This is a genomic window from Rhodoferax sp. P1_F3, assembly GCF_056405715.1.
Window position 1 is genome coordinate 248214 of sequence record NZ_JBFUBO010000002.1, and the last position, 25568, is coordinate 273781.

The following is a 25568-nucleotide window of genomic DNA, read 5'->3' on the forward strand; positions in this document are numbered from 1 at the left end:
ATGGCCACCCGCAAGTTCACGGTGAGCCCCCCTGCGCCTGCGGCGCAGCGAGCCCCCTTGTCGCTACGGCTGGAGCGGCCACAGCTGACCGTGTCCTTGCGCCGCAATGCGGTGAAGGCCTTTGTCATTGCCAAAAATCACCACGTGGTGATTGGCATCGTGCGCTGGGGGCTGGAATATGGCCTGTTAGCCATCTCGGAGACGGGCGACTACCTGCGTGTGAATGGCTCGTACGTAGAACTGCTGGAGCCGCAAGAGGTGCGCACAGCCATCATCAAGATCTTCATGAGCGGCGAACTGCCGCCAGGCCGTTCCAGGGGCGACGGACCTCCGGTATGGGGCATGGAATTTCTCTTGGGAGGCACTGACTCACTGCGTTGATGTGTCGCCGGCCTCGGCGGCACGGTGCACTTCTTCCCAGTGGCGCTTGGGCACATGGCCCAGCAGGCGCTCCACCACCGTCTCCACCACCTCGGCGTTGATTTCGTGGCCCAGAAAGGGGATCACATCAGCCGTCACGTCCGCACCCAGGCTCACCAAGTGCTCGGCGGCGGACACGGTGTAGCCGTAGTGCATGACCGCGTCGCTCTTGCCGTGAACCATGTGCAGGGTGGTGTGGGCATGCGGCAACTGCGGCAGCTGGGCAAAACGACCCGACAGGGCCACCACGCGGCCGGCAATGTGCTGCTCCAGCTGCGTGGACTCCAGCGCCATGATGGCGCCTTGCGAAAAACCCACCAACGCGGTGGCCTCGGCCGCCACACCGCTCTGGGCCTGCCAGCGCTGCACCATGTTCACGAATTCAGGCATGGCCTCGGCCACGCGGGCGGGGCGGTTCTCTTCGGTGATCTCACGCACCGAAAACCATTGGTAGCCCTGGCCAAAGTCCGACGCATGGGGCGCCTGGACGCTGACAACGAGCGCCTCAGGAAACGCCGCCGCCAGCTGCTGCCCCAGCGGCACCAGGCCCTGGGGCGTGGCGCCCACGCCGTGGTTCAGCAGAAACAGTTGTTTGGCAGGGCCTGCAGGTTGTTGGACGACGATATCAGCCATGCTGTGCCTCCTGTGTGTGACCATGGCCGCGCAGCGTGATGCGCGCGAACACAAACGCCACGATAGCCGATCCGGCAATGCCGGCAATCATGGGGCGGGCTGTGCCATCGGCCAGCACGCCGGTCACCGCCATCACGACAGCGCCCGTGACGAACTGCAAGGTGCCCATCAGTGCGGAGGCCGTACCTGCAATCTCGCCATGCTCTTCCAGCGCCAGCACGGCGGTGGTGGGCACGACCAGGCCCAGAAAGCCATAGCCGATGAACATCATGGCAATCATCACGTCCAACCGCTCCACACCGGCCAGATTCACCGCCAGCAGCAGCGTCATCATGGCGGCGTAGCCCACCACGGCAAACTTCACCAGGCGCACCAGTCCAAACTTGGCGCTGAGCTTGCCGGTGAATTGAGAGATGCCAATAAAGGAGGCCGCGTTGGCCGCAAACGCAATGCTGTACTGGCGTGGGGTCAGGCCATAGTGGTCAATCAGCACGAAGGATGAATTGGCCAGGTAGGCGAAGAAGCTGGAGATGCCAAAGGCACCGATGAACACCAGCCCCAGAAAATGCTTGTCGCGCAGTAGCACGCCATAGGCCGCCAGGGCACTGCCCACACTGCTGTTCACACGCTCTTTCGCGGGGCGGGTTTCGGGCAGGCTGGTGGCCAACAGGATCAGGCCCAGCACGGCGGCCACGGTCACGGCCCAGAACACACTGCGCCAGCCAATGGTCTCGATCAGCACGCTGCCAGCCAGCGGCGCCAGGATGGGCGACACGCTGAACACCAGCATCAGCAGCGACATCAGGCGGGCGGCGTCATGGCCGGTATGCAGGTCGCGCACCACGGCGCGCGGAATCACCATGCCGGCGCAGGCGCCCAGACCCTGGATGAACCGCAAGCCCACCAGGGTGTGGATATCGGGTGCCAGCGCACAGCCCACACTGGCCACGGCAAACAGCACCAAGCCAAAGTACAGCGGCGCCTTGCGGCCCACCATGTCGGACACGGGGCCGTAAATGATCTGGCCAATGCCCAGAGAGATGAAAAAGGCCATGAGGCTGGCCTGCACTGCACCCATGGAAGCACCCAGACTCTGCCCGATGGAGGGCAGGGCGGGGAGGTACATGTCGATGGCGAAGGGGCCGATGGCCGACAGCAGGCCGAGCACCAGGGCGGTGCCGAAGAAGGAAGTTTTCATAGGGGCGAAAGCATACCCCCGAGACCCCAACCTGCACGGGCCTAGGGGTACTGCGGCGCAGGCCTTAGTTGGCCTTCAGGAAGTCACCCACTTCCAGCAGGATCAGCTCGTTGTCGTCCGCCTTGTTGGGCTCGCGGCTGCTGGAGAAGGGCAGGTTGTTGTCGTTGCCCACGATGATGTGGGTGGCATCCACCACGTCCACGTTCTCAATCGTGAAGAAGGGGAAGGCCAGCACGCCACTGGTCAGAGGCTTGCGCGCCAACTGGTTAGGGTCAGCAATCGCCATCAGGTCGACGTAGCCCACCTTGCGCAGCGGGCCGCCCACATTGGCCTCGTTCAGCTCGATCTTGTAGACGCGTTTGAACTTGGCGATGTCATGGAAGCAGTCCGTGCGCTTCTGGCCTTCGGGGCAGGCTTTATCGGCCGTGCCTTCGCCGTTATCGCGTTCGATGATCAGGCCCATGGTGTCGTTGACCATGTTGAAGTCACCAATGGCGTTGCTGTTGGCTTCCAGCACGTACTTCCAGTGGCGGCCGGTCCAGCGTTCGGCCTTCACATCAAATTCCAGCACGCGCAGGTACTGCTTGCCATCCAGCATTTCGTAGGCCTTGCCGGCGTCGTCCCACACTGCGCCTTCCAGCAGCGCGTAGAGCTTGCTGCCGTCGGGCGAAGACGCCATGCCCTCAAAGCCCTTGGAGCGACGCACCTGGAACTTCACCTCGCCACCGGGCGCGCTGGGCGTGGTCACTGCTGGGTGGTCGGGGGAGCGCACCACCTTGCCGTCCACCAGGGTCTCAAAAACCGCCTGCACCTTGCCCTTGAGGTCGGCCTTGATCAGGTAGGGGCCAAACTCGTCGCCAATCCACAGCGCGCCGCCGGCGATCTGGAAGCTCTCGGTGTCAAAGTCCGAGCCCGTCAGGTAGCGCTGCTTGCTCCCTTCGTGGACGATGCGAAACGGTACTTTCTTATCGGGGTCGTGCAAGAACACAGTGCCAAGGCGCTTGAAGTGGCCGGTCTTGAAGTCCACCGTGTAGTGGTTCAGGTAGAGCATGGCGTCGGGCGAATTGGCCTTGGCGCCAAAGCCGTTGTCGGTCAGCAGCCAGTAGCTGCCGTCTTGCATGCGCTTGATGCCCGAGTGGCCTTGCAGCGGCTGGCCCTTGAAGGGCAGCGACACCCCTGTGGGGCGACCGCCGGACAAGCCTTCCACGCTGCCCAGCGTCTCCACCCGCTGGCCGGTGGTGAACTTGCCACTGACCTGCAGATCGGCCGGCGCGTCCTTGGGGGCGGGAATGAAGCTTTGTGCTGGCAACACGGCGTGGCCGGCAAGCGTGGCGGGGTAGGCCTGCTGGGCCTGGGCGGGAACCACCAGCGTGGTGAGCACCGCAGCGGCCAGGGCAAGGGGATAGCGCATGGGAAAAGTCCTCCATTGGAAAGGGGGCAGTGTTCCCGGGCCATGTGACAGCGTGGTGAAAGTGGTGCGGCATCGATAGCCCCTATCAATGAATTAGTAAATGTCGATTGGCTTCAATGCCCTGCTTTCCATACCATTGCGGTCATGGCTGTGGAAATGGTTTCTGCAGCACCCGCCACCCCAGGAGAGCACTATGTCCACCACCGCCCGCCCCGAGATCAAAACCCTTGCCAACCTGGAAGCCGCGTTTGCCGGCGAGTCCATGGCGCACATCAAGTACCGCTACTTTGCCAAGCTGTCGCGTGAGATGGGTGACGAGGCCACAGCCCGCACCTTTGAGGAAACCGCGGACCAGGAAGTCATGCACGCGTTTGGCCACCTGGACTTGCTCTACCCCAAGGCCAGCATGACGCCTGCCAAGGCGCTGCAAATCGCCATCGACGGCGAGACCTACGAGTACACCGAGATGTACCCCGGTTTCCGCGCCACCGCCGAGGCCGAGGGCAACGTCGCTGCCGTGGCCGAGATGAACGAGCAGATCGAGGAGAGCAAGGTGCACGCGGCACAATTCAAGGCCACGCTGGAAAAAGCCCAGAAGCGCTTTGCCGCCCTGGCCCGCGTGGAAGAGCGCCACGCCAACCACTACAAGGCCCAGTTGGCCAGTTTGAGCGCCTGAGGCTTTTCGCAAACACTATTAATTTGATAGCTACTTGCGCATATTCTGCGAGGGCTAGCGCCTGATTTCACCCATAACTTGAACCGAGAACCTCCATGAACACCTATATTTGCATCGTTTGCGGCTTTGTGTACGACGAGACCGCTGGCCGCCCCGAAGACGGCATTGCGCCGGGTACCGCTTGGGCCAGCGTGCCCGACAGTTGGGAATGCCCCGACTGCGGCGTGGCCAAGGCCGACTTCGAGATGGTGGCGCTCTGATCTAGACTCCCCTGCTTTCCTTCACCCCACCGCAGAGCCCACCGCATGAGTGACCTGACCCCTTCCCAGCCCGCCACCTCTGACCCCATCCTCATCATCGGCGCGGGCCTGGCCGGCTGGACCACAGTGCGCGAATTCCGCAAGCTGGACACCACCACCCCCGTGGTGCTGGTCACCTCGGACAGCGGCGACTTCTACGCAAAACCCACGCTCTCCAACGCCTACGCCCAGAAGCGCACGCCGGCCCAACTGGTGAGCACACCTGCGGCCAAGATGGTGGAGACGCTGAATGTGACGCTGCTAGCCCAGCACCGCGTGGAGTCGCTGAACACGGTGGCCCGCAGCGTGGTGCTAACCCACAACGGCCGGACGCAAACCTTGCGCTACAGCCGACTGGTGCTGGCCACCGGGGCCCTGCCCATCCGCATACCGGTGGGCGGCACAGCCGCGGACCAGGTGAAATCCATCAACAACCTGGACGACTTCGGCGCTTTCCACCAGGCCCTGGGGGTGGACCCCAGCGCCGCGGAACCCGCGGCCCCTAAGACCGTGCTCATCATGGGTGCAGGCCTGATCGGCTGCGAGTTTGCCAACGACCTCGTGCACGCCGGTGCCACGGTGCATGTAGTGGATCCCGCCCCACGTCCGCTCTCGCTGCTGCTGCCCGCCGAAGCCGGTGACCAACTCAAGGCGGCCCTGGAAGCGCTGGGTGTGGTTTGGCACTTTGGCACCACGGTGACCGCAGTGGATAGTGCGGACGGTGGCCTGAACGTGCAGTTGGCCGACAGCAGCCGCGTGACTGCGCACATGGTGCTCAGCGCCATTGGCCTGCGCGCCGACACCACCTTGGCCGCTTCGGCGGGTCTGCTCTGCGAGCGCGGCATCGTCGTGGACGACACGCTGCAAACCTCGGTCGCAGGTGTTTACGCGCTGGGCGACTGTGCGCAGTATGCCTCGGCCGGACAACGCACCCTGCCCTACGTGATGCCCATCATGAACGCGGCCAAGGCCTTGGCCGCCACACTGGCCGGCACGCCCACCGCGCTGGTGTTTCCGCTCATGCCCGTCAGCATCAAAACCCCCGCACTGCCCATCGTCGTGGCGGCTGCGCACCCGGCCTTGGTGGGTGCGTGGAAAGCGGGTGACGGCGAAGGCATCTGGCAGTTCACCGAAGGCGACGGCACCCAGCGCGGCTTTGTGCTCACAGGCAAAAACACGGCCCGCCGCATGGAGCAAAGCAAGGCGACGCTGCCCTGAAGCCCCGAATAACCCCATTCTTTATTCGCATAAAGTTGGCCTCCTCTGCAACCGCGGTACCGCAGACGAGGTCTACAATCCAAAGCCCATGACCGAGCCGGGGGACATGCGCGTTTGCTAGAGCCCCTCGCCGCAGAGGACTCTTAATGCCCCAGCAACCCGCTCCCCTCGTCCCCCATCCCCCCGTTTCCAATTCGGCCGAAAAGAAAGCGCAACTGCGCCAAGCCGCGCTGGAGTACCACGAGTTCCCGACCCCCGGCAAGATCGCCATCTGTGCGACCAAGCAGCTGATCAACCAGCATGACTTGGCGTTGGCCTACTCGCCCGGCGTGGCTGCACCCTGCGAAGAAATCGTCAAGGACCCCAACAACGCCTTCAAGTACACCAGCCGCGGCAACCTGGTGGCAGTCATTACCAACGGCACGGCAGTATTGGGTTTGGGCGACATTGGCCCGCTGGCCTCCAAGCCGGTGATGGAAGGCAAGGGCGTACTGTTCAAGAAGTTCGCCGGCATTGATGTGTTCGATCTGGAGATCGACGAGAAGCACGATCTGGACAAGCTGGTCGACATCATCGCCTCACTGGAACCCACGTTCGGCGGCATCAACCTCGAAGACATCAAGGCGCCCGACTGCTTTTATGTAGAACGCAAACTGCGCGAACGCATGAAGATCCCGGTCTTCCACGACGACCAGCACGGCACCGCCATTTGCGTGGGTGCCGCCATGCTCAACGGCCTCAAGGTCGTTGGCAAAGACCCCAAGAACGTCAAGCTGGTGACCTCGGGCGCCGGTGCGGCTGCGCTGGCCTGTTTGGGCCTGCTGGTCAAGCTGGGCATTCCGCGTGAAAACATCTATGTGACCGACTTGGCCGGCGTGGTTTACGCGGGTCGCACTGAACTGATGGACGAAGACAAGGCCGTCTTCGCACAAAAAACCGATGCGCGCACGCTGCGCGAAGTGATTGCCGGTGCCGACATTTTCCTGGGCCTGTCCGCCGGTGGCGTGCTCAAGCCCGACATGGTGGCCTCCATGGCCGCCAAGCCGCTGATCTTCGCGCTGGCCAACCCCACGCCCGAAATCCTGCCGGAAGAAGTGAAAGCCGTGCGCGACGACGCCATCATGGCCACCGGTCGTACCGACTACCCCAACCAGGTCAACAACGTCCTGTGCTTCCCCTACATCTTCCGCGGCGCGCTGGATGCAGGCGCCTCCACCATCACGTTGGAGATGGAGATTGCCGCGGTGCACGCCATTGCTGAGCTGGCCCAGGCCGAGCAGAGCGAAGTGGTCGCTGCGGCCTATGTGGGCGAGCAGCTGGCCTTTGGCCCCGAGTACCTCATCCCCAAGCCGTTCGACCCGCGCCTGATGATGAAGATCGCGCCGGCCGTCGCCCAGGCCGCGGCCGACAGCGGCGTGGCGCTGCGCCCCATCCAGGACATGGATGCCTACCGCGAGAAGCTGCAAAGCTTTGTCTACGCCTCTGGCACCACGATGAAGCCCATTTTCACGGCTGCCAAGAAGGCGCTCAAAAAACGCGTGGCCTACGCCGAGGGTGAAGAGGAACGCGTGCTGCGCGCCGCCCAAATCGTGGTGGACGAGGGCTTGGCCCTGCCCACGCTGATCGGCCGCCCCAAGGTGATTGCCGAGCGCGTGGAGAAATTCGGCCTGCGCCTCAAGGAAGGTGTGGACTACAACGTGGTCAACGTCGAGCAGGACCACCGCTACCGCGACTTCTGGCAAACCTACCACCAGATGACGGAGCGTAAAGGGGTGACCGCGCAGGTTGCCAAGATCGAAATGCGCCGCCGCCTGACCCTGATCGGCTCCATGCTATTGCACAAGGGCGACGTAGATGGTTTGATCTGCGGCACTTGGGGCACCACCGCGACACACCTGCATTACATCGACCAAGTCATCGGCAAGCGCCATGGCGGCAGTCCGAGTACCCCGCAGGACGTACAGATTTACGCCTGCATGAATGGTTTGATGCTGCCCAATCGCCAGGTGTTTTTGGTGGACACCCACGTCAACTACGACCCGTCCGCCGAAGAGCTCTGTGAAATCACCGTCATGGCGGCCGAAGAGATGATGCGTTTTGGCTTCAAACCCAAGGCCGCCTTGCTGAGCCACTCCAACTTTGGCAGCAGCAACGAGCCCAGCGCCGTCAAAATGCGCCGCACCCTGGAGCTGCTGCGCGAGCAGGCTCCTTGGCTGGAAGTAGATGGTGAGATGCACGGTGACGTGGCGCTGGACGGTGCCGCCCGCAAGGCACTAATGCCCAACAGCACATTGCACGGAGACGCCAACCTGCTGGTCTTGCCCAACATCGACGCCGCCAACATTGCCTACAACCTGCTCAAAACTGCCGCCGGCGGCAACATTGCCATTGGGCCCGTGCTGCTGGGTGCGGCCAAGCCCGTCCATGTGCTGACTGCCAGCACCACGGTGCGCCGCATCGTGAACATGACGGCGCTTACCGTGGCGGATGCAAATGCAACACGTTAAGGGATTTTGTAACAGTTAGCGCACACTTTACTTTGTAAAGACCCCGCAGGCCTTGCTCATTTCTTGAGCAAGGCCTTGCTTTTTTGTGCCGAATCCACGACACTACGCACTTGCTTTTCCGGGTTTACCCGCGGTAGTCACACAAGGATTCAGGGTGCGCAAGGGTGTATTCAAGTTAGTACTTACTGGCTTGGTTTTGGCTGCAGCAGTGTCTGTAGACCTCACCTTCGCCAAAGACGTGCCTTGGCCGTTGGCCACTCCCTCCGTGGAAGTGGGCAGCCTTCCAGCCCCCGCCCGTGCAACCTATGCGCTGGTCCGGCAAGGCGGTCCTTTTCCCTACGCCAAAGATGGCGTGGTCTTCGGCAATCGGGAGCGTTTGCTGCCCTTGCAAAAGCGCGGCTACTACCGGGAATACACCGTGAACACACCGGGCTCTTCGGACCGGGGAGCACGACGAATTGTGTGCGGTGGCCCGGCCACTGTGCCAGATGCCTGTTACTACACGACCGATCACTATGCGAGTTTTCGCAAGATCGTGCCTTGAATTGAATTTTGTACTTTGAGAAAGAGAATCGGGGATGGATACGCCACTTCGAACTGTCAGAACGAATATCGTTCAATCGATCCGCGCCTTCCGGGTGTCGGATCTGCAAGAGGCCGCACAGGGCTTGGGACACCACTTTCTGTACGCCAACCTCGCCAATGCGCAGACCAAGCAGGATGTGCTGGACATGATCGGCCAGCAGTTCATGCTACCGACCACCGTCAGCAAGAATTTTGACGCGCTGTACGACAGCATGACCGACCCGGTGCACAAGTCGGGCCCACAGCCTGGCTTCATCGCCGTGCTGGAGCACATCCCTGCGAACGTGAAGTTCGACAAGGAAGCGCGTGAGCAGCTGCTGGACATCTTCCGCGACACCGCCGACTACTGGGGAGACCGGAAGATACCGTTCAGATGCTTCTATTCTTTTCTGTAGCCCGTTCTGCACACACCAGCCAAGCAGAACGGGCGAACGAGGCAAGCAGCGAAGCCGTGTCCACCGAAGTGGTCGGCGTCGAATTGACTACCGAAACCGGCGAGAAGATGCCCACCGACAAGTTGTTGGACGTCTCTCCCCTGGCGCTGCGCATGAGCAGCCCCTTCAACGCAGGGTACTGGCTGGCGGCCGCGTAAGCGGCAAGCTCCCACCTTCCTGCCGGGCGGTCCGCTGCCCAAAACCAAGCCTGTCCTCGCGACAGGCTTTTTTTTGGACGCTGTACTATTGCGACAAACAAAGAGACACTCGTTGGCATGGGCATCCTGGCAAGGCTTTTACCCAAGGCGCTGAAGCGCAGGCTTCTGGCCGCCCTGTCAGATGGAGATGACAAGTTTTCACGGGTGTTCAACACCAGCGCGGAGTGGATTGTCATCACCCGGCTGGACGACAGCACGATTGCCGAGGCCAATACCGGGTTCGAAACCATCAGCGGCTACCTGCGCAGCGAAGTGCTGGGGCACCGGATGGCGGACTTCAATGTCTGGGCCCAGCCCGCCCAACGCACTGCGCTGGTGGCTGAAATGTTGCAAAACGGTTCGGCCCGCAATCACCTGGTGACCCTGCGACGGCGCGACGGTGCGCTTCGCGACTGCATGGTCAACTGTGCGCTGATTGCGCTGGACGGCACCGAGCCTTCCCACGCCGTATGGATTGCACGGGATATCACCGAGCACAACGTGGTGTACGAGCAGTTCAAGGCGGCCTTTCGGCTGACCCCCGACTTCATGTCTATCTCACGCATGGATGACGGCAAGTATGTGGAGGTAAATGCCGCGTTCGAGCGCATCACGGGTATCAGCCGTAGCGATGCCATTGGCAAGACTTCCACCGAACTGCGCATCTGGGCCGAACCCGAAAAGCGGCGCGACCTGACACGCCTGCTGCGGGCCGAGGGGGCCGTGAACGACTACGCCATGGCGCTGAATGTGCGCGATGGCCAGGTGCGCGAGGCTTTGCTCAATGCGGCCTCGTTCGAGTCGCGTGGCGAGCGCTACATCATCGCCCTGCTGCGCGATGTAACCGACGAACGCCGCGCAGCACGCGCATTGCAGGAAAGCGAGTCGCGCTTTGCGCGGCTGTTTGAGCAATCGCCGCTGCCCATGTGCTATTCCAGCACCCAGAACGACTTTCAGACAACGCAATGGAACCTGGCCTGGTTTGATGCCTTCGGCTTCGATCCGGTGCAAGACCAGGGCAAATCCGGCCTGACCCTGGGAATCTGGGTGAATCCGGAGGACCGCGCACGCATGCTGGGCATGACGGTGCAGGGCACGGCCTTCACTGACGTGGAGGTACAGATGCGACGCCGTGACGGCGAGCTGCGCTGGATCTCGTTGTCTACACGGCTGTTTGAGGAAATGGACCGCACCATGGTACTGTTCACCTACTTTGACATCACCGAACGGCGACGCGCTCAGCAAGGCATTCTGGAGCTCAACACCCAGCTGGAAGCCCGCGTGGCGCGGCGCACCGCCGAACTGCAAGGCGCCAACCAGGAGCTGTCCGAGACGCTGGACACCCTGAAAGTGGCGAAGGATCACCTGGTCCAATCGGAAAAACTGGCCGCCTTGGGCGCGTTGGTGGCCGGCGTGGCGCATGAACTCAACACACCCATTGGCAACGGGCTGACCGTAGCCAGCTCGCTGGAACACCGCATCCGTGACTTCCGCCATCTGACTGCCACCGGACTGCGCAAGTCAGACCTGCAGGGCTTTCTGGACGACATGCAGCTGGCCTCGGACATCATGGTGCGCAACTTGGGCCGCTCCGCTGCACTCGTAGCCAGCTTCAAACAAGTCGCAGTGGACCAGACGAGCTCACAGCGGCGCAAGTTTGACTTGGCCGCGGTGGTGGGTGAAATTCTGGTCACGCTCAACCCGGCAATTCGCAAAACGGCCTGCACCGTCAGCACCCGGATTGATGAGGCGCTGACCATGGACAGCTACCCCGGCCCACTGGGCCAGGTGCTCACCAACCTGATCAACAACGCGGTGTTGCATGGCTTTGAGCCCGGGGAGGAAGGCAAGATTGAAGTACAGGCCTGGGCCAAAGACGGCCAGCATGTGGTGATTGAGGTGCGTGACAGCGGACACGGTATCCAGAGCGAGGACTTGCACCGGGTATTTGATCCCTTCTTCACCACGCGACTGGGCCAGGGCGGCTCGGGGCTGGGGCTGCACATCGTGCACAACCTGGTGGGCAGCGTGCTCGGCGGGCGCATTGAGGTACACAGCCGACCGGAAGCCGGTGCCACCTTCACCATGACCCTGCCGATGACTGCACCAGAGCGGCTGGACGCGACGGCGGCGCCCATCAGCGACGGCTAGCGCAGCTGCTGGACCAGGCCTACGTATTCGTCCACCGGCACTTCCTGCGCGCGGCGCTGCACGTCAAAGTTGCCGGCAAAACCCTTGTCCTCCAACCAACGGCCCAGCGTGTGCCGCAGCAGCTTGCGGCGCTGGCTGAAGGCCACCTGCACCATCTCGGAAAACAGGGCCTGGTCGATCGCCGGCGGTTGTGCCAGCGGAACCATGCGCACCACGGCACTGTCCACACGCGGCGGCGGGTCAAAGCTTTCGGGGGGCACAAACAGCACGTCTTCCATGGCGTAGCGCCATTGCAGCATCACGCTCAGGCGGCTGAAGTCCGAGGTGTCGGGCTGCGCCACCATGCGGTCAATGACCTCTTTTTGCAGCATAAAGTGCTGGTCTTCAATGCAGTCCACATGGCCCAGCAGGTGGAACAGGATGGGCGTGGAAATGTTGTACGGCAGGTTGCCTACCACGCGCAGCTTCGGGCGAATCGCCGGTGCAGCATCTGAAGCCACTATGGTTTTGGTAGCTGCTGACGCAATGTCTATGCGGGCAAAGTCCACATTCAGCACATCCGACTCGATCACGGTCAACTGCCCGTGGCTGCGCAGGCGCTTGGCCAGGTCGCGGTCCAACTCGATGACCGTGAGGTGCCCCAGGCGCTCCACCAGGGGTTGCGTCAACGCCGCCAGACCAGGGCCGATTTCCACCATGGGGTCACCCGGCTTGGGGTCGATCGCCCGCACGATGGCATCGATGATGCCCCCGTCGGACAGGAAGTGCTGGCCGAAACGCTTGCGGGCGATGTGTTGGGTCATACGCGTCCTCGCGTGAGCGCCGCAGGGCCGCCCCAAGGCGCGAGGACCCCCTTGGGGGGCAGCGTACGACACGAAGTGCGGAGCGTGGGGGTCATCACTGTGGAGCTTCGCGCATCTCGACGAAGGCGCGAGCGCGTATATCCTGCGCCCAGGTGGTGTAGGCCTCGTCGTAGCGGCTGCGACGCAGTTGGTTGCGCACCGATTCGCGCACCTGCTGCTGGCTCAACTCAACTTTGCGACGCTCCATGAGTTGGATTAGGTGCACGCCGAACCGCGAGATCAGCGGTGCGCTGATCTGGCTCTCACTCAAACGGTCCATAGCCTCTTCAAACTCGGGCACAAACATGCCAGGGGAGGCCCAGCCCAAGTCACCGCCCTGTTCCGCGGTCGAATCCTGAGACAGCTTGCGCGCCTCGGCGGCAAAGTCGGTCTTGCCGGCAACGATGCGCTGGCGCACCTCGGCCAACTGGGCCACGGCCTGGGCCGGTGGCAGCTGGGGGGTGACCCGCAGCAAAATGTGGCGGGCCCGGCTCTGGGTGATGGTTTGCACCAGGCGGCTGGGGGGGCGCTTCTCCACCACCTTGAGGATGTGGAAGCCCGCACCGGAGCGCACGATGTCAGACACCTCACCTACCTTGAGCTTTTGCGTGGCCAGCACGAAAGAGGGCGGATAGCGATCGGCACGGCGCAGGCCCAACTGGCCGCCATTGCTGCGATCGGCTGCAGACACCTCTTTCACCAGGCGGTCGAAATCTTCACCACCGCGAATGCGCTCCAGCAGCTTCTGCGCCTGCACAAAAAGGGCTGCCGCTTGCTCGGGCGAGGCCTTTTCGGGCACAGCCACCAAAATCTGCGCCAGGTTGATGTCAAAGGTAAACGGGTCGGTGTTGGCGGCCTGTTGCTCCAGCATGGCACGGTCCACGTCCACGTCCGACACCTTGATGGTGGCCTCCACATCGCGTTCATGCAGGCGGTTGAGCATGAGCTGGTCACGCAGGCCATCGCGGAAGGTGGCCACCGACACGCCGTCCTTGGCCAAGCGCTCGTACAAGCCCGCCACATCCACCTGGTTCTGGCTGGCCACGGTTTGCTCGGCCCGGTCAATCGCAGGGGTGTCGATGCGGATGCCGGTTTCGCGTGCGAGCTGCAGCTGGGCGCGGTCGTTGATCATGCGCTCCAGCACCAGTCGGCGCAATTCGGCGGGCGCCGGTGCGGGCTTGCCCTGTTGGGCCAGCTGCAGCGCCACGCGCTTGACCTCCAGCTGGACCTCTTGGTTGGTGATGGGGTCAGAGTTGACCACCGCCACGATGTAGTCCAGCGATTGCGGGGTTTGCGCTTGCAGTGGCACCACTGCCATGCCGCACAAACAGACCAGGGCCCATGCCCACACGCGAAATTTCATGGTATTCAATCGTAGTTACTGAAGCGACTATTGGTGCCGCCCACTTCTCGCAAGTTCTGGTAGCGTGAAATATTGGATTTCAGGGTTTGCAGCGGGCTCACGCCCAGTCGGGTAAAGCCGACAAACTCCAGCTCGAATTTGATGCTCTCGGTGGCCGAGGAGGTGCTGGTCTGCACCCGGCCCACCACCACCCGCGCCAGCCAGCAGCCCGCATCGTACTCGACGCCCAACAGGGTGTCGACCAGGCGGCGCTCGTCCATGCTGTAGTTCATGCGGCCCACGGCGTAGTAGCGGCCCTCGCCCATGCCACGCCCGGCGCCCAGGTCCTGGCCACGGTCGCCCCACAGGTCGTTGAGCGGCCACTGCCAGCTCACATCCACCTGTTCGCTCACATCACGCTGAAAGCGATACGCCAGGTTGACCACGCGGTAGTTGCTCGGGCTGTACCGGGTGCCGATGGTGGAACGCTCTGACTTGTCGGTGCGCGGGTTGTACTGCACCGTGGAGTCCAGCGCCCAGCGTTCGTTCACATTCACCGCGGCGCCGAACAATACGTCGCTGAACCCGGGCAAGGCTGTGGCCGTGGAGGGCGTCAGCGTGACCTTCTGCTCTTCAAACCGGAAACGCTGGGCCACACCAAAGCGTGCCAGCTGCACGCCAGTATCTGCATCCAGCAGGCGGGTGGTCACGCCCAAGGTCAGCAGGTTGTTGTCCGAGATCTTGTCGTGGCCACCAAAGGCGTTCTCGGTGTAGATGCTGGCGAAGTTGAAGTCGTTCGCGCCGGTGTCGTAGTTGGGCAGCAGGCTCTGGTTGTGGTACGGGGTGCGCACATAGAACGCACGCGGCTCCAAGGTCTGCACCAGCGCGCGGCCGAAATAGCTGGCGTCGCGCTCGAACACCAGGCCCGTGTCCAGGCTGAAGGTGGGCACCGTGCTGTCGGCGGACCGGTTGCCATTGGCAATCGGGTTGTCAAACTGGTAGGCCGCGGTGTGCAGCTGCAGCTTGGGCACCACAAAGCCTGCCGCGCCCACCCAGGGTCGGCTCACCTGAGCGAGACCGTAGACGCGCTGCGCGTTGGGTTGCAGCGTCAGGCTGCGGTCGGCCACAAACTGGGTGTAGTCGCCTTCCAGCGACCAGTCGAACCCAGCCTGGTTGGTCTGCGTGTAACGCGCGGTGAGCTGGGGCACTCGGTCATAGGGCGGAACAATCGGCGCCGTGGGGTCCTGCAGGGTTTGCCACTGCAGCACGCTGGCGGTCAGCGCTACCGGACCCTCGGCCCAGCTGACCGACGCGTTATTGGGCAGCAGGCGCTGGGTCAGCGAACCGCTGGAGCGCGTGAAGTCGCGCCAGTAGTTGTCATCGCTGACGCGGTTCAGGTTCAGCAGGTAAGACACATTGCCAATACCTTGCAGGCCGGTGTCGTACGTACCGGTCTGGTTCACGGTGGCACCCCAGCGGTCCGCGCTGCGCAGTTTGTCGCTGGGCATGTAGTTAGCGCGCAGCACGCCCGCGTAGGTGGGCTCCAGGTAGCGAAACTCTGCACCCAGGTCCGCGCCACGCGCGGCCATCACCGTGGGGGTCAGGGTGGCATCGCGGTTGGGCGCAATGTTCCAGTAATAGGGCACGCTGAGCTCGGCGCCATTGACGTTGTCAAATCCGACCGTGGGAGGCAACAGGCCGGACTTGCGCTTGTCACTCAACGGAAAGCTAATGGCCGGCACGGGCAGGATGGGCACGCCCTTGAAGTTCAGGTAGGCACCGTGCGCGATGCCCACGTCTTCGTCGCTGTCAAACGTGATGTTGGCCGCCTTCAGCACCCAGTCAGGCATCCAACCTGGGCCGGGCTTGCGCCGGCAGGTGGTGTAGGTGGCGTCGTGCACCACGGTGGTACTGGCGTCCACAAAATCGGCGCGGCTGGCGTCGCCGTGGGCGTCGCCTTGCAAAAACTGGTAGCGCGGCTGCAGGAAAAAGCCTTCAAAGGCTTCGAGCTTGAGCTCCAGCTGCGGGCCTTCAAACACATTGCCACCGCGGTTGATGCGCACATTGCCTGTGGCTTTGGCCTGGTCGTCGGGGGCGTTGTACTCCAGCCGGTCGGCCTTGATCACCGTGCCAGGCTTGCGCAGCTCGGCCTGGCCTTCGACCACGGTTTCCAGGTCCGGGCGGCCCGAAATGCGTTCACCCAGCAAAAACATGGGGGCGGATTCGCGCTGGGCGGGTGACAACGACTCCTGCAAGCGCTGGGTGGGCAACAGGGTCGCAGGTGCATTCTCGACCGACTCGCCCGCAGGAGCAGCCTCTTGCGCCTGCGCCGCAATCTGCACGCACGCCAGCGCCACCAAAGCCACAAGGCGGGTCAGGGGTGGCGGGCAGTGGGGCGGCCTGCGAGTCAGGTCGCGCGGGGGAAAACGCATGGGGCGGGGTGCAGGGTCAGCAAATCAGGTCGAACAAGGCAGCCAACCAGGACCGTGCGCACAGAGGCGCGGCCATGGGGCTTTGTAGAATGGATTATCCATGAGCCCAAGCCCCTCCCTTTCCCCGAATTCCCCCACCGTGCCCGCCCCTACCGACATCCACTGGACCGACCCGGCCCGCCTAGCGCAGTTCAATGCCTGGTTTGCCAGCGTGCAGGCTTCGCACGGGTTGGACGCCAGCACCCTGGGTCTGGCCTCGGCCGATGCTAGCTTTCGCCGCTACTTCCGCGTGCAGGGCCCCAGCGGCACCCTGGTCATCATGGACGCGCCCCCCGACAAGGAAAACAGCCAGCCCTTTGTGGACATTGCCAGGCTGCTGCGGGACGCCGGCCTGCGTGCGCCCGAAGTGCTGGCCTGGGATGCGCCGCACGGCTTCATGCTACTGACCGACCTGGGTGCGCTGACCATGATGCAGTTCATGGACGCACGCGATGACCTGAACCCCACCTACAGCACCACCGGCCAGGCCCTGAGCGAACCTCCGCTGGACCTGTACCTGGGCGCGGTGGACACGCTCGTGCAGTGGCAACTGGCCTCCCAGCCCGACGTACTGCCACCCTACGACGACGCGCTGCTGCTGCGTGAGTTGGAGCTGTTCCCCCAGTGGTACATAGCCGCACACCGCCAGGTGACGCTGGACGCGGCCCAGCGCAAAGTGCTGGACGACAGCTTTGCGCTGCTGATCCAGAACAACCTGTCCTGGCCCAGCGTCTACGTACACCGCGACTTCATGCCGCGCAACCTGATGGTGCCCCTGGACGGCCTGCCGCCCAAGCTGAGCGCCACCACCCTGGGCGTGCTGGACTTCCAGGACGCGGTCTACGGCCCCATCACCTACGACATCGCCAGCCTCATGCGCGACGCGTTTCTCACCTGGGAAGAAAACTTCTGCTTGGACGTGACCATCCGCTACTGGGAGAAAGCCCGCAAGGCCGGCCTGCCCGTGGGCGACGACTTTGGCGAGTTTTACCGGGGCGTGGAATGGATGGGCCTGCAACGCCATTTGAAGATTGCCGGCATTTTTGCCCGCCTGACCCTGCGCGACGGCAAACCCAAGTACCTGGCCGACACACCCCGTTTCATCCATTACATCCGCAGCACCTGCAACCGCTACATGCAGCTCAAGCCGCTGCTGCGATTGGTGGAGAAGGTGGAAGGCATTGAGGTGCCGACCGCTTTCGCCTTTGGCCGTACATAAAGCAGTTTTTAAGCCAAATTGGCCTCCAGTCCTTATAGGTATTGCGCAAGCAGCTCCTAATTTCATAGCAACCCCTTGCCGCCATGCCCCGCTTCTACTGCCCCACCCCGCTGGTAACCGACGCCCTGCTGGAGCTGCCTGCCGGCGCGGCACGGCACGTGCAGGTATTGCGCCTGCAACCCGGCGATGCCATCACGCTGTTCAACGGCGAGAGCACCGAAGAGTTTGATGCCACGGTCACGCGCATGGGCCGCAGCGATGTGCAAGTGCAGGTGGGTGCCCCGCACGGCACCGCACGCGAGCCCGCCCGCCGTGTGCACCTGGCCGTGGGCATGCCCGCCAACGACCGCATGGACTGGCTGGTGGAAAAAGCCACCGAACTCGGCGTGGCCAGCATCCAGCCGCTCATGACCGAGCGCAGCGTGCTGCGCCTCGCGGGCGAACGTGCCGAGAAAAAAGTGGCGCACTGGCAGAGCGTGGCCATCTCCGCCTGCGAACAGTGCGGCGGCAACCGCGTGCCCACGGTGCACCCGGTGCTCACGCTGGCGCAGTGGCTCAAGGCGCTGCCCGCAGTGGCTGGTGATTCCCAGCGCCTGCTGCTGTCACTGCGCGACGGCAGCGTGGCGCTGCATGCGAAGCCGCCCGCACAAGAGGCTGTGTTTCTCTCCGGACCCGAAGGCGGCCTAGGTGGCGCCGAAGAAGACCTGGCCTTGACCCACGGTTTTGCGCCCGTGTCGCTGGGGCCGCGCATACTGCGTGCGGAGACGGCCGCGCTGGCCGCGCTCACCACCTTGGCACTGCTGCCGTAACCCAACACGCCTCCGGGCGCTTTCCATGAACCGCAACCTCTGGCTGCTGGCCCTGTGCCAGGGACTGTTCCTTACCAACAACGTCACCTTCATCGCCATCAACGGGCTGGTCGGTCTGGCGCTGGCGCCCTATGGCTGGATGGCCACGCTGCCGGTGATGGGCTATGTGGTGGGCGGCGCACTGGCCACACCGCTGGTGGCGCGGACGCAGACGCGTTTTGGTCGGCGCATCTCATTCCAGATCGGACTTGCAGTGGCGGTGGTCTCCGCACTGCTGGGCGCCTGGGCCGTGGCTGAGAAACAATTCTGGTGGCTGGTGGGTGCCACCGTGGTGGCGGGCTACTACAGCGCCAATGGCCAGCTCTACCGCTTTGCCGCGGCGGAGCTGGCGCTGCCCGCGTTCCGTGAAAAAGCCGTGTCGCTGGTGCTGGCCGGGGGCCTGATTGGCGCGGTGGTCGGACCTAACCTGGCGGCGCGCACCCGCACGCTGCTGGACGTGCCGTTTGCCGGCGCTTACGTGGTGTTGGCGGGTGTGGCCCTGCTGGCCATGCTGCTGATGGCGTTTGTGCAGTTTCCCGCGCACCAGCTGCCCACAACTCAGACGGTGCGCGGCCGTCCGCTGTCCGAGATCGCACGCCAACCGGTGTTTCTGGTGGCCTGCATCAGCGCCGCACTGGGCTTCGGCGTGATGAACCTGCTGATGGCCGCCACGCCCCTGGCCATGCAGCAATGCGGCCTGGGCTTTGACGACGCAGCCTTGGTACTGGAGTGGCATGTGATCGGCATGTTTGCGCCGGGATTCTTCACGGGCCACCTGATCAAGCGCTTTGGCACACTCACCATCATGGGCGTAGGCGTGTTGCTGAACTTACTGTGCATTGCCATTGCGCTCAGCGGTGTGGAGCTGCACCAGTTTGTCGCCGCGTTGTTTTTGCTAGGCGTCGGTTGGAATTTTCTGTTCACCGGCAGCACCACACTGTCGCTGGCGGCCTACCGGCCCGAGGAAAAAGACCGGGCCCAGGCGGCCATCAACTTTGGTGTGTTTGCGGTCATGGCACTGACCTCGCTGGCGTCCGGCGCCCTGGTCGTTACCGGAGGCTGGGCCTGGCTGAACCTGGGCTCGCTACCGCCCGTGCTGCTCACCGCCGTGGCACTGCTATGGCTGGCGGCACGCCAGCGCAGCGCCCGCGCCGGCTAGGTTTACTGGGCCAGCAGGGCGTCCTTGAGTTTGAAGTCGGCGGGCACCGGGCCTACCCAGATCCGCAGCACCATGTTGAAAAACTCGGTATCCCCCACCGGCGCACCCTGGGCCTGGCCCTGGATGTAGAAGGTCGTGCCCTTGCCGGGCACATATTCCATGGCGAAGGTATCCCCCGGCACCAGCTTGGGCTTGCCCGAGAAAATTTCGATCAAGCGGGTGCTGGACGCCGTGTGCTTCTGCACTAACTCTGGCGATGAATTGCTGGTCAGCCCCTTGATGAAAGCCAGGCCCAGATCAGTGCCCGGCACCTCACGCAGCGCCACAAAGCTCAGGCGCTTGGGGCCGGGCAGGGCCAGCAACGCCTCGGGCGTGGTGACCTTGCTGGGCGTGTACAGCGCCATGTCATAGACCTTGAAGATGGCCTTGTAGCGCGTACCCATGCCATTGACCGACAGGGTGCTGCCCTGCACCACCTGGGTAGGTGCAAACACGCTGGACACCGTGCTGGCCAGCGCGCCGTGCAGGCCACTGAAGGCGCCCATGACGGACAGCGCCAGCAAGGCACGCCGTACCCGGAGTTGAAGTGGATGCATGCGGAAGTCTCCCATTGTTATGTCTTATGCCGCTCGGCCATCCAGGCCTCCAGGGCCTCCACCGCCAGGGGTCGCGCGATGTAGTAGCCCTGCAAGGTATGGCAGCCACTTTCTTGCAAAAATGCCTGTTGTTCCACGGTCTCCACGCCCTCGGCCACCACGCTCAGGCCCAGCGCATTGGCCAAGCCGACCACGCCGCGCACGATGGCGCGCGAGTCGCTGTCGGTGTCCGCGTCATTGACAAAGGACTGGTCGATCTTGAGCTGGTTGGGCCGCAGCCGCTTGAGATAGGCCAAGGAAGAATACCCGGTACCGAAATCATCGATGGCAATCCCGACACCAAGCTGACGCAGGCGCTCGATGATGCGCTGGCTGGTCTCGGTCTCAGCCATCAGCACGCTCTCGGTGATCTCGATCTCCAGCTCGCTGGGCGCAATGCCGCTGGCGGCCAGTGCTGCCTGCAGGCTGTCGAGCAGGCGGTGGTCGCGGAACTCCAGTGCCGACACGTTGACCGCCATATTGCCGACCCGGATGCCGCGCGCCTTCCAGTCGGCCAGCTGGCGGCAGGCTTCGCGCAGCGTCCACACCCCCATCTCGGCGATCTTGCCGGACTCTTCGGCCAGGCCGATGAACTGGCCGGGAAACAGCAGGCCGCGCGTGGGATGCTGCCAGCGCACCAGCGCCTCCACCGCCACCACGGCGCCGCTCATGGCGTCCACCTGGGGCTGGTAGTGCAGCACCAGCTCGCCATGGGCAATGGCGTGGGCCAGTTGCTGCTCCAGCTCCAGGCTGGCCTGCAGGCGGAAGTTGAGCTCGGAGTGGAAGAAGCTGTACCGCGCGCGACCCAGGGTCTTGGCCTGGTAGACCGCAATGTCGGCATGCTTGACCAGGGTTTCAAAGTCCTGCGCGTCTTCGGGGAACAGCGAGATCCCAATGCTGGCCGACACCCGCACCGTGGTGTTGGCCAGTTGCACCGGTTCTTCCACCACGCGCAGGATGCGCTCGGCCATCTCGCCCAGCGACTCCCAGTGGTCGATGTCGCGCACCATCACCAAAAACTCGTCGCCGCTTTGGCGGCACACCACGTCCACCTCGCGCAGCGTGTCGCGCAGACGGCGTGCCACCTCGATCAGCAGCTCGTCGCCGGCCGCGTGGCCCATGGAATCGTTGACCGCCTTGAAGCGGTCCAGATCGATGAAGAAAATGCCGAACTGCTGTTGGCTGCGGTGAGCCTGCAGCATCTCGCGCTGCACCAGGTCAATGAACAGCGCCCGGTTGGGCAGGCCGGTCAACTGGTCGTAAAACGCCATCTGCTGCAGCTGGGCATTTTTAGCGCCTAGCTGGCCGAACAGCTCGCGTAGCTCACTCTGCACCAGGCTCAAATGGCGGCCGAGCAGGCCCAGCTCGTCCTGGCGGCGCCAGACAAAGCGGTTGCCATGGGCATCGGTATGGTCGTGGTCCAGCAAGGCCGTAGCCTGCTCTTTCAGGCGTTCAATCGGTTTGAGCACGCGCGACACCAGCACCGGCATCAGCACCGCCAAAATCGCCAACACCTGCAGCGCCACCAGCGACAGCATCTGGCTGCGCCGGGCCTGCAACAGGCCTTGGCCATAGGACGCGTCAAACCACACCACCAGCGTGCCCAGCTCTTCGCCGGATCGCATCACCTTCTGCACACGCCGTGTCAGGCGGCCAGCCTGGGCGTCGTCGTGCAGGGAACGCGCAAACTCGGGCCGCACCCGCTCCAGCTCAGGCGTGTTGGCCAAACCGTCTTCAATGCGCACCGCCACCACCTGCGGGCTCTCCAGCAGACGCACGGCGGCAGCATCCAGCGCCACCCGGTCCACCACCCACATGGGCTCGGCAATCGACACACTGCCGATCTTCATGAGCGCGGACTCACTCTGCGCCAACAGGGCTTTTTGGGATTTTTCGGCCAGCTCCTGCTCCAAGGTCAGCAGCAGCAGGGCCGGCAGGCTCACGCCCAGCACCACCACAAGCATCATGGTGTAGCGCAGTGGCAAGCCAGCGCGCCAGCGGGCACGCAGGTTGGCAAAGCTCAGGGGGAAACGCTGCATAGGCGGTTGGGAAGCTTTCACAGAAGCAGGTTAAGCAAGGCCGGTGCCGGGTTCAAAACCGCTGCGCCAGCCACTGGCGCAGGGTTGCAAACACCTCGGTGGCGTCCAGCTCGTTGAAGATCTCGTGGTACAGCATGTCGAAGCACTTGGTGGTGACCACCGTTGCAGGCGCCGCAGCGGCAAAGTCGCGGCTGCCCTGGGGATTGATCAGGTGGTCGGCTCCCGCGTACATCAGCAGCGTGGGCACCTTCCACTGCGGGGCCAACGCCACCGTGGCGGGACCGGCCTTGGCAATGAACTGGGCCAAGCGGGCCGAAATGCGGTCGTGCACCAGCTTGTCGGCCTGGTAGGCCGCCACCACGGCCGGGTCGTGCGAGATGTAGCTGGCATTCAGGCCATTGCCTACGCGCAGGTTGGGCACCAGCTTGGGCAGCACGGCCACCAGCAGTTTCTGGAAGGCGTTCAACCCCGGGTTCAGCGCTGGCGACGACATCACCAGCGCATCCACCGGGCGTATGCCCAGCGACACAAAGCGCCCCGCCACCAGCCCTCCCATGCTGTGGCCCAGCAGGATCAGCGGCGTACCCGGCGCCATGCGGGCGCGGGTGCTGTCCACGATGTCGGCCAGGTCGTCCAGCAGGCGCGTGTCCGTGGGCAGGCTGCCGGGGAGGCCGCCCGATTCGCCATGGCCCACCTGGTCATAGCCGCGGGCGGCAAAGCCCCAGCTGTTGAGCTGGCGCGCCACATGGTCGTAGCGGCCGGCGTGTTCGCCCAGGCCGTGCACGATGACGACGGTGCCACGCGCGGTCACGCCGGGCTCCAGCGGCCAGTCTTGAATGACCACGTTATCGCCATCGCTGGCCACAAAGGTGGTGAGGGTGGTTTCAGAACTCATGGTTGGCATCGGGGAAAGTCAGGGAAAGCGGGAAATCACCTGGGCCACGGCGGCGGTGAGCTTCTTGGCATAGGGCACGTGCAGGAATTCGTTGGGCCCGTGGGCATTGCTCTTGGGGCCCAGCACGCCACAGACCATCATCTGCGCCTTGGGGAAGCCTTTGGACAGCATGTTCATGAGTGGAATGGTTCCGCCCTGGCCGATGTGACCACAAGGCGCACCAAAATGGGCTTGGGAAGCTTCGTCCAGGGCTGCATCCAGCCAGGGTGCGGTGTCGGGCGCATTCCAGCCGGTGGCGCTAGCGGCGCCTTCAAAGGTCACACGGGCCTGGTAGGGCGCGTTGTCTTCTAGCAGGGCCTTGAGCTCCTGCACCGCCGTATCGGCCTCCACCAAGGGCGGCAGGCGCAGGCTGAGTTTGAAGGCGGTGTAGGGCCGCAGCACATTGCCAGCGTTCTTCAGTTCGGGCAGGCCATCGGCCCCGGTCACGCTGAGCGTGGGCTGCCAGGTGCGCTTGAGCAACGCCTCCAGCGGGTCGGTGGTGGTGGGCAGCGCAAAGGTGGTGGCACCGCCGCAGTCGTAGTGGGCCCAGGGAAAGCGCTTGAACAGCTCGTCACCCAAGATGGCCGCGGTGGCCTGGGCCTGCTGCAAGCGGGCGGCAGGCACTTCGCAGTGGAAGCTGGCGGGCAGCAAGCGACCGGTCTTGCTGTCTTCCAGCCGGTCCAGCACCTGGCGCATGATGCGAAAACTCGATGGCACCAGGCCGCTGGCATCACCCGAGTGGATGCCTTCCGTGAGGATTTCCACCTTGAGCACACCGCTGGCCATGCCGCGCAGGCTGTTGGTCAGCCATAGCTGGTCGTAGTTGCCAGCCCCGGAGTCCAGGCACACCACCAGCCCCACGTCGCCCAGACGAGACTTGAGGATGTCGATGTAGGGCAGCAGATCGTAAGAACCGCTTTCCTCGCAGGTTTCGATCAGGCCGACCACGCGCGGGTGCGGCATGTTCTGGCTTTTGAGGGCCTGCAGCGCGGCAATGGCGGCGTAGGCGGCGTAGCCATCGTCGGCGCCGCCCCGGCCATAGAGCTTGCCGTCTTCGTATTTGGGGGTCCAAGGGCCCAGGTCGTTGCGCCAGCCGGAAAACTCGGGTTGCTTGTCCAGGTGGCCATACATGAGTACGGTCTGGGTGGAGGTGCTGGCGCTGGCGGCCACTTCAAAAAACAGCACCGGCGTGCGGCCTTCCAGGCGCACCACCTCCAGCGTCAGGCCGGGCACCTTCTGTTCTTCAATCCACTGGGCAGTGTTGCGCACCACGGTGTCGATGTAGCCGCCGGCCACCCAGTCGGCATCAAACATGGGCGATTTGGCCGGGATGCGGATGTAGTCTTCCAGACGGTGAACAATGTCACGGTCCCAGGCTTGGCTGACCTGCTCCAACGCTTGTGGCGCATTCAAGGCAGCGGACGGTACGCGGGCGTTCATGGCGAACTCCTGAAACAACAGAGTGGGTGGTTCGCCATCATGCCATGCGCCAACCCCAATCTGGCTGTGGCAAACCCTCAGCGCAGGGGCGTGTCGCGCCAGCCCAACCCCGCTCGGGTGCCACCCGGCTGCGCGCCCAGCCGGGGTCGGTATTCGCAACCCACCCAACCGGCGTAACCCAATTCGTCCAGCAGGGCCAGCAGGTAGGGGAAATGCAGCTCGCCATCCGACGGCTCCTGGCGCGCGGGCACACCGGCAATCTGGATATGGCCCACCGCGCCCGTGGGCAAGTACTGGCGCAGCTTGCTGGCCACATCGCCCTCGGTCACCTGGCAGTGGTACAGGTCCATCTGCACCTGCAGGTGGGGCGAGCCCACCTCGGCCACCACGGCATGGGCCTGGGCCTGGTGGCGTAGAAAGTAGCCCGGCATGTCGCGCGGGTTGATGGGCTCAATGAGCAACGTGCAGCCCAGCAACGCCGCCTGCTGCGCCGCCCAGCGCAGGTTGCGCACATAGGTGGCGTGCAGGGCGGCCAGGTCAGCACCCTGCGGTACCAGCCCCGCCATGACATGGATGCGCGGGCACTGCAGCACCGCGGCATAGCGCAGCGCGGCGGTGATGCCCGCTTGGAACTCAGCCTCGCGCCCCGGCAGGCAAGCGGTGCCACGCTCGCCCCGGTCCCAGGCGCTGGCCATGGACGTGGCATCACCGCCCGCGGGCGGCGCGTTGAACAGCACCTGCTGCAAGCCTGCCGCCTGCAGCGGGGCCGCCAGCGCCTCGGGCGCCCAGGCATAGGGAAACAAAAATTCCACGCCCGCAAAGCCGTCCGCCGCAGCCGCCGCAAAGCGCTCCAGAAACGGAAGCTCGTTGTACAGAAAACTCAGGTTGGCGGCAAAGCGGGGCATGGGCG

Annotated in this window: 23 protein-coding genes; 12 read left to right on the plus strand and 11 right to left on the minus strand. The window is 63.9% G+C overall.

The annotated features are described in order from the left end of the window. The gene (locus AC1DZ5_RS03845; RefSeq protein WP_477886226.1) at positions 1–381 is read left to right on the plus strand and encodes a hypothetical protein; all 381 of its coding nucleotides are present in this window, start codon (positions 1–3) and stop codon (positions 379–381) included. On the opposite strand, the gene ypfH is transcribed toward AC1DZ5_RS03845, so the two are convergent. From ypfH to AC1DZ5_RS03860, 3 genes are all read right to left on the minus strand, one after another. Further along, positions 370–1053, minus strand: coding sequence for an esterase (gene ypfH / locus AC1DZ5_RS03850; RefSeq protein WP_477886228.1), 684 nt, complete (start codon positions 1051–1053; stop codon positions 370–372). The two genes, AC1DZ5_RS03845 and ypfH, sit on opposite strands and share 12 nt — an antisense overlap. Further along, the gene (locus AC1DZ5_RS03855; RefSeq protein WP_477886230.1) at positions 1046–2251 is read right to left on the minus strand and encodes a multidrug effflux MFS transporter; all 1206 of its coding nucleotides are present in this window, start codon (positions 2249–2251) and stop codon (positions 1046–1048) included. The genes ypfH and AC1DZ5_RS03855 overlap by 8 nt, the downstream gene beginning before the upstream one ends. A gap of 64 nt (positions 2252–2315) precedes the next feature. Next, the gene (locus tag AC1DZ5_RS03860) at positions 2316–3662 is read right to left on the minus strand and encodes an esterase-like activity of phytase family protein (RefSeq protein WP_477886232.1); all 1347 of its coding nucleotides are present in this window, start codon (positions 3660–3662) and stop codon (positions 2316–2318) included. Between the two features lie 193 nt (positions 3663–3855). Between AC1DZ5_RS03860 and AC1DZ5_RS03865 the strand changes: the two genes are divergently transcribed. The 8 genes from AC1DZ5_RS03865 to AC1DZ5_RS03900 all read left to right on the plus strand — a co-directional run bounded on the left by AC1DZ5_RS03865 (position 3856) and on the right by AC1DZ5_RS03900 (position 11729). After that, positions 3856–4338, plus strand: coding sequence for a rubrerythrin family protein (locus AC1DZ5_RS03865; protein ID WP_477886234.1), 483 nt, complete (start codon positions 3856–3858; stop codon positions 4336–4338). 95 nt (positions 4339–4433) lie between these two features. Next, complete coding sequence (locus tag AC1DZ5_RS03870; RefSeq protein WP_477886235.1) at positions 4434–4598, plus strand: rubredoxin; 165 nt, start codon at positions 4434–4436, stop codon at positions 4596–4598. 45 nt (positions 4599–4643) lie between these two features. Continuing rightward, positions 4644–5855, plus strand: coding sequence for an NAD(P)/FAD-dependent oxidoreductase (locus AC1DZ5_RS03875; RefSeq protein ID WP_477886237.1), 1212 nt, complete (start codon positions 4644–4646; stop codon positions 5853–5855). A gap of 146 nt (positions 5856–6001) precedes the next feature. Beyond that, positions 6002–8362 (plus strand): NADP-dependent malic enzyme, encoded by a 2361-nt coding sequence (locus AC1DZ5_RS03880; protein ID WP_477886239.1) that lies wholly within the window; start codon positions 6002–6004, stop codon positions 8360–8362. Between the two features lie 250 nt (positions 8363–8612). Next, positions 8613–8906: a guanyl-specific ribonuclease gene (locus tag AC1DZ5_RS03885; protein WP_477887036.1), complete on the plus strand. Its 294-nt coding sequence runs from the start codon at positions 8613–8615 to the stop codon at positions 8904–8906. Between the two features lie 34 nt (positions 8907–8940). Continuing rightward, positions 8941–9342 (plus strand): barstar family protein, encoded by a 402-nt coding sequence (locus AC1DZ5_RS03890; protein ID WP_315849086.1) that lies wholly within the window; start codon positions 8941–8943, stop codon positions 9340–9342. Then, positions 9321–9539, plus strand: coding sequence for a hypothetical protein (locus tag AC1DZ5_RS03895; RefSeq protein ID WP_477886241.1), 219 nt, complete (start codon positions 9321–9323; stop codon positions 9537–9539). The genes AC1DZ5_RS03890 and AC1DZ5_RS03895 overlap by 22 nt, the downstream gene beginning before the upstream one ends. Before the next feature lie 117 nt (positions 9540–9656). Next, complete coding sequence (locus tag AC1DZ5_RS03900) at positions 9657–11729, plus strand: PAS domain-containing sensor histidine kinase (RefSeq protein ID WP_477886243.1); 2073 nt, start codon at positions 9657–9659, stop codon at positions 11727–11729. On the opposite strand, the gene rsmA is transcribed toward AC1DZ5_RS03900, so the two are convergent. The 3 genes from rsmA to AC1DZ5_RS03915 all read right to left on the minus strand — a co-directional run bounded on the left by rsmA (position 11726) and on the right by AC1DZ5_RS03915 (position 16345). Next, on the minus strand, positions 11726–12532 hold the full coding sequence (rsmA, locus tag AC1DZ5_RS03905) for a 16S rRNA (adenine(1518)-N(6)/adenine(1519)-N(6))-dimethyltransferase RsmA (RefSeq protein WP_477886246.1): 807 nt from the start codon (positions 12530–12532) through the stop codon (positions 11726–11728). The two genes, AC1DZ5_RS03900 and rsmA, sit on opposite strands and share 4 nt — an antisense overlap. Before the next feature lie 94 nt (positions 12533–12626). Continuing rightward, entirely contained in the window at positions 12627–13934 is a 1308-nt protein-coding gene (locus AC1DZ5_RS03910; RefSeq protein WP_477886248.1) for a peptidylprolyl isomerase, read from the minus strand. A 5-nt stretch (positions 13935–13939) separates the two neighbouring features. After that, the gene (locus tag AC1DZ5_RS03915) at positions 13940–16345 is read right to left on the minus strand and encodes an LPS-assembly protein LptD (RefSeq protein WP_477886250.1); all 2406 of its coding nucleotides are present in this window, start codon (positions 16343–16345) and stop codon (positions 13940–13942) included. 100 nt (positions 16346–16445) lie between these two features. Here AC1DZ5_RS03915 and AC1DZ5_RS03920 point away from each other — a divergent pair, with 100 nt between their 5' ends. From AC1DZ5_RS03920 to AC1DZ5_RS03930, 3 genes are all read left to right on the plus strand, one after another. Continuing rightward, complete coding sequence (locus tag AC1DZ5_RS03920; protein WP_477886252.1) at positions 16446–17603, plus strand: aminoglycoside phosphotransferase family protein; 1158 nt, start codon at positions 16446–16448, stop codon at positions 17601–17603. Positions 17604–17686: 83 nt separating this feature from the next. Further along, entirely contained in the window at positions 17687–18412 is a 726-nt protein-coding gene (locus tag AC1DZ5_RS03925) for a 16S rRNA (uracil(1498)-N(3))-methyltransferase (protein WP_477886253.1), read from the plus strand. Positions 18413–18437: 25 nt separating this feature from the next. After that, positions 18438–19610, plus strand: a complete 1173-nt coding sequence (locus tag AC1DZ5_RS03930) for an MFS transporter (RefSeq protein WP_477886255.1) — start codon at positions 18438–18440, stop codon at positions 19608–19610. Positions 19611–19612: 2 nt separating this feature from the next. On the opposite strand, the gene AC1DZ5_RS03935 is transcribed toward AC1DZ5_RS03930, so the two are convergent. The 5 genes from AC1DZ5_RS03935 to otnI all read right to left on the minus strand — a co-directional run bounded on the left by AC1DZ5_RS03935 (position 19613) and on the right by otnI (position 25563). Continuing rightward, on the minus strand, positions 19613–20206 hold the full coding sequence (locus tag AC1DZ5_RS03935; RefSeq protein ID WP_477886257.1) for a chalcone isomerase family protein: 594 nt from the start codon (positions 20204–20206) through the stop codon (positions 19613–19615). Between the two features lie 17 nt (positions 20207–20223). Then, complete coding sequence (locus tag AC1DZ5_RS03940) at positions 20224–22284, minus strand: putative bifunctional diguanylate cyclase/phosphodiesterase (protein ID WP_477886259.1); 2061 nt, start codon at positions 22282–22284, stop codon at positions 20224–20226. A gap of 52 nt (positions 22285–22336) precedes the next feature. Continuing rightward, positions 22337–23179 (minus strand): lysophospholipase, encoded by an 843-nt coding sequence (locus AC1DZ5_RS03945; protein WP_477886261.1) that lies wholly within the window; start codon positions 23177–23179, stop codon positions 22337–22339. Positions 23180–23197: 18 nt separating this feature from the next. Next, a complete protein-coding gene (locus AC1DZ5_RS03950; RefSeq protein ID WP_477886262.1) occupies positions 23198–24658 on the minus strand; it encodes a M20/M25/M40 family metallo-hydrolase in 1461 nt (486 codons plus the stop codon). Positions 24659–24735: 77 nt separating this feature from the next. Further along, positions 24736–25563, minus strand: coding sequence for a 2-oxo-tetronate isomerase (otnI, locus tag AC1DZ5_RS03955; protein ID WP_477886264.1), 828 nt, complete (start codon positions 25561–25563; stop codon positions 24736–24738). Between the last annotated feature and the right edge of the window lie 5 nt (positions 25564–25568).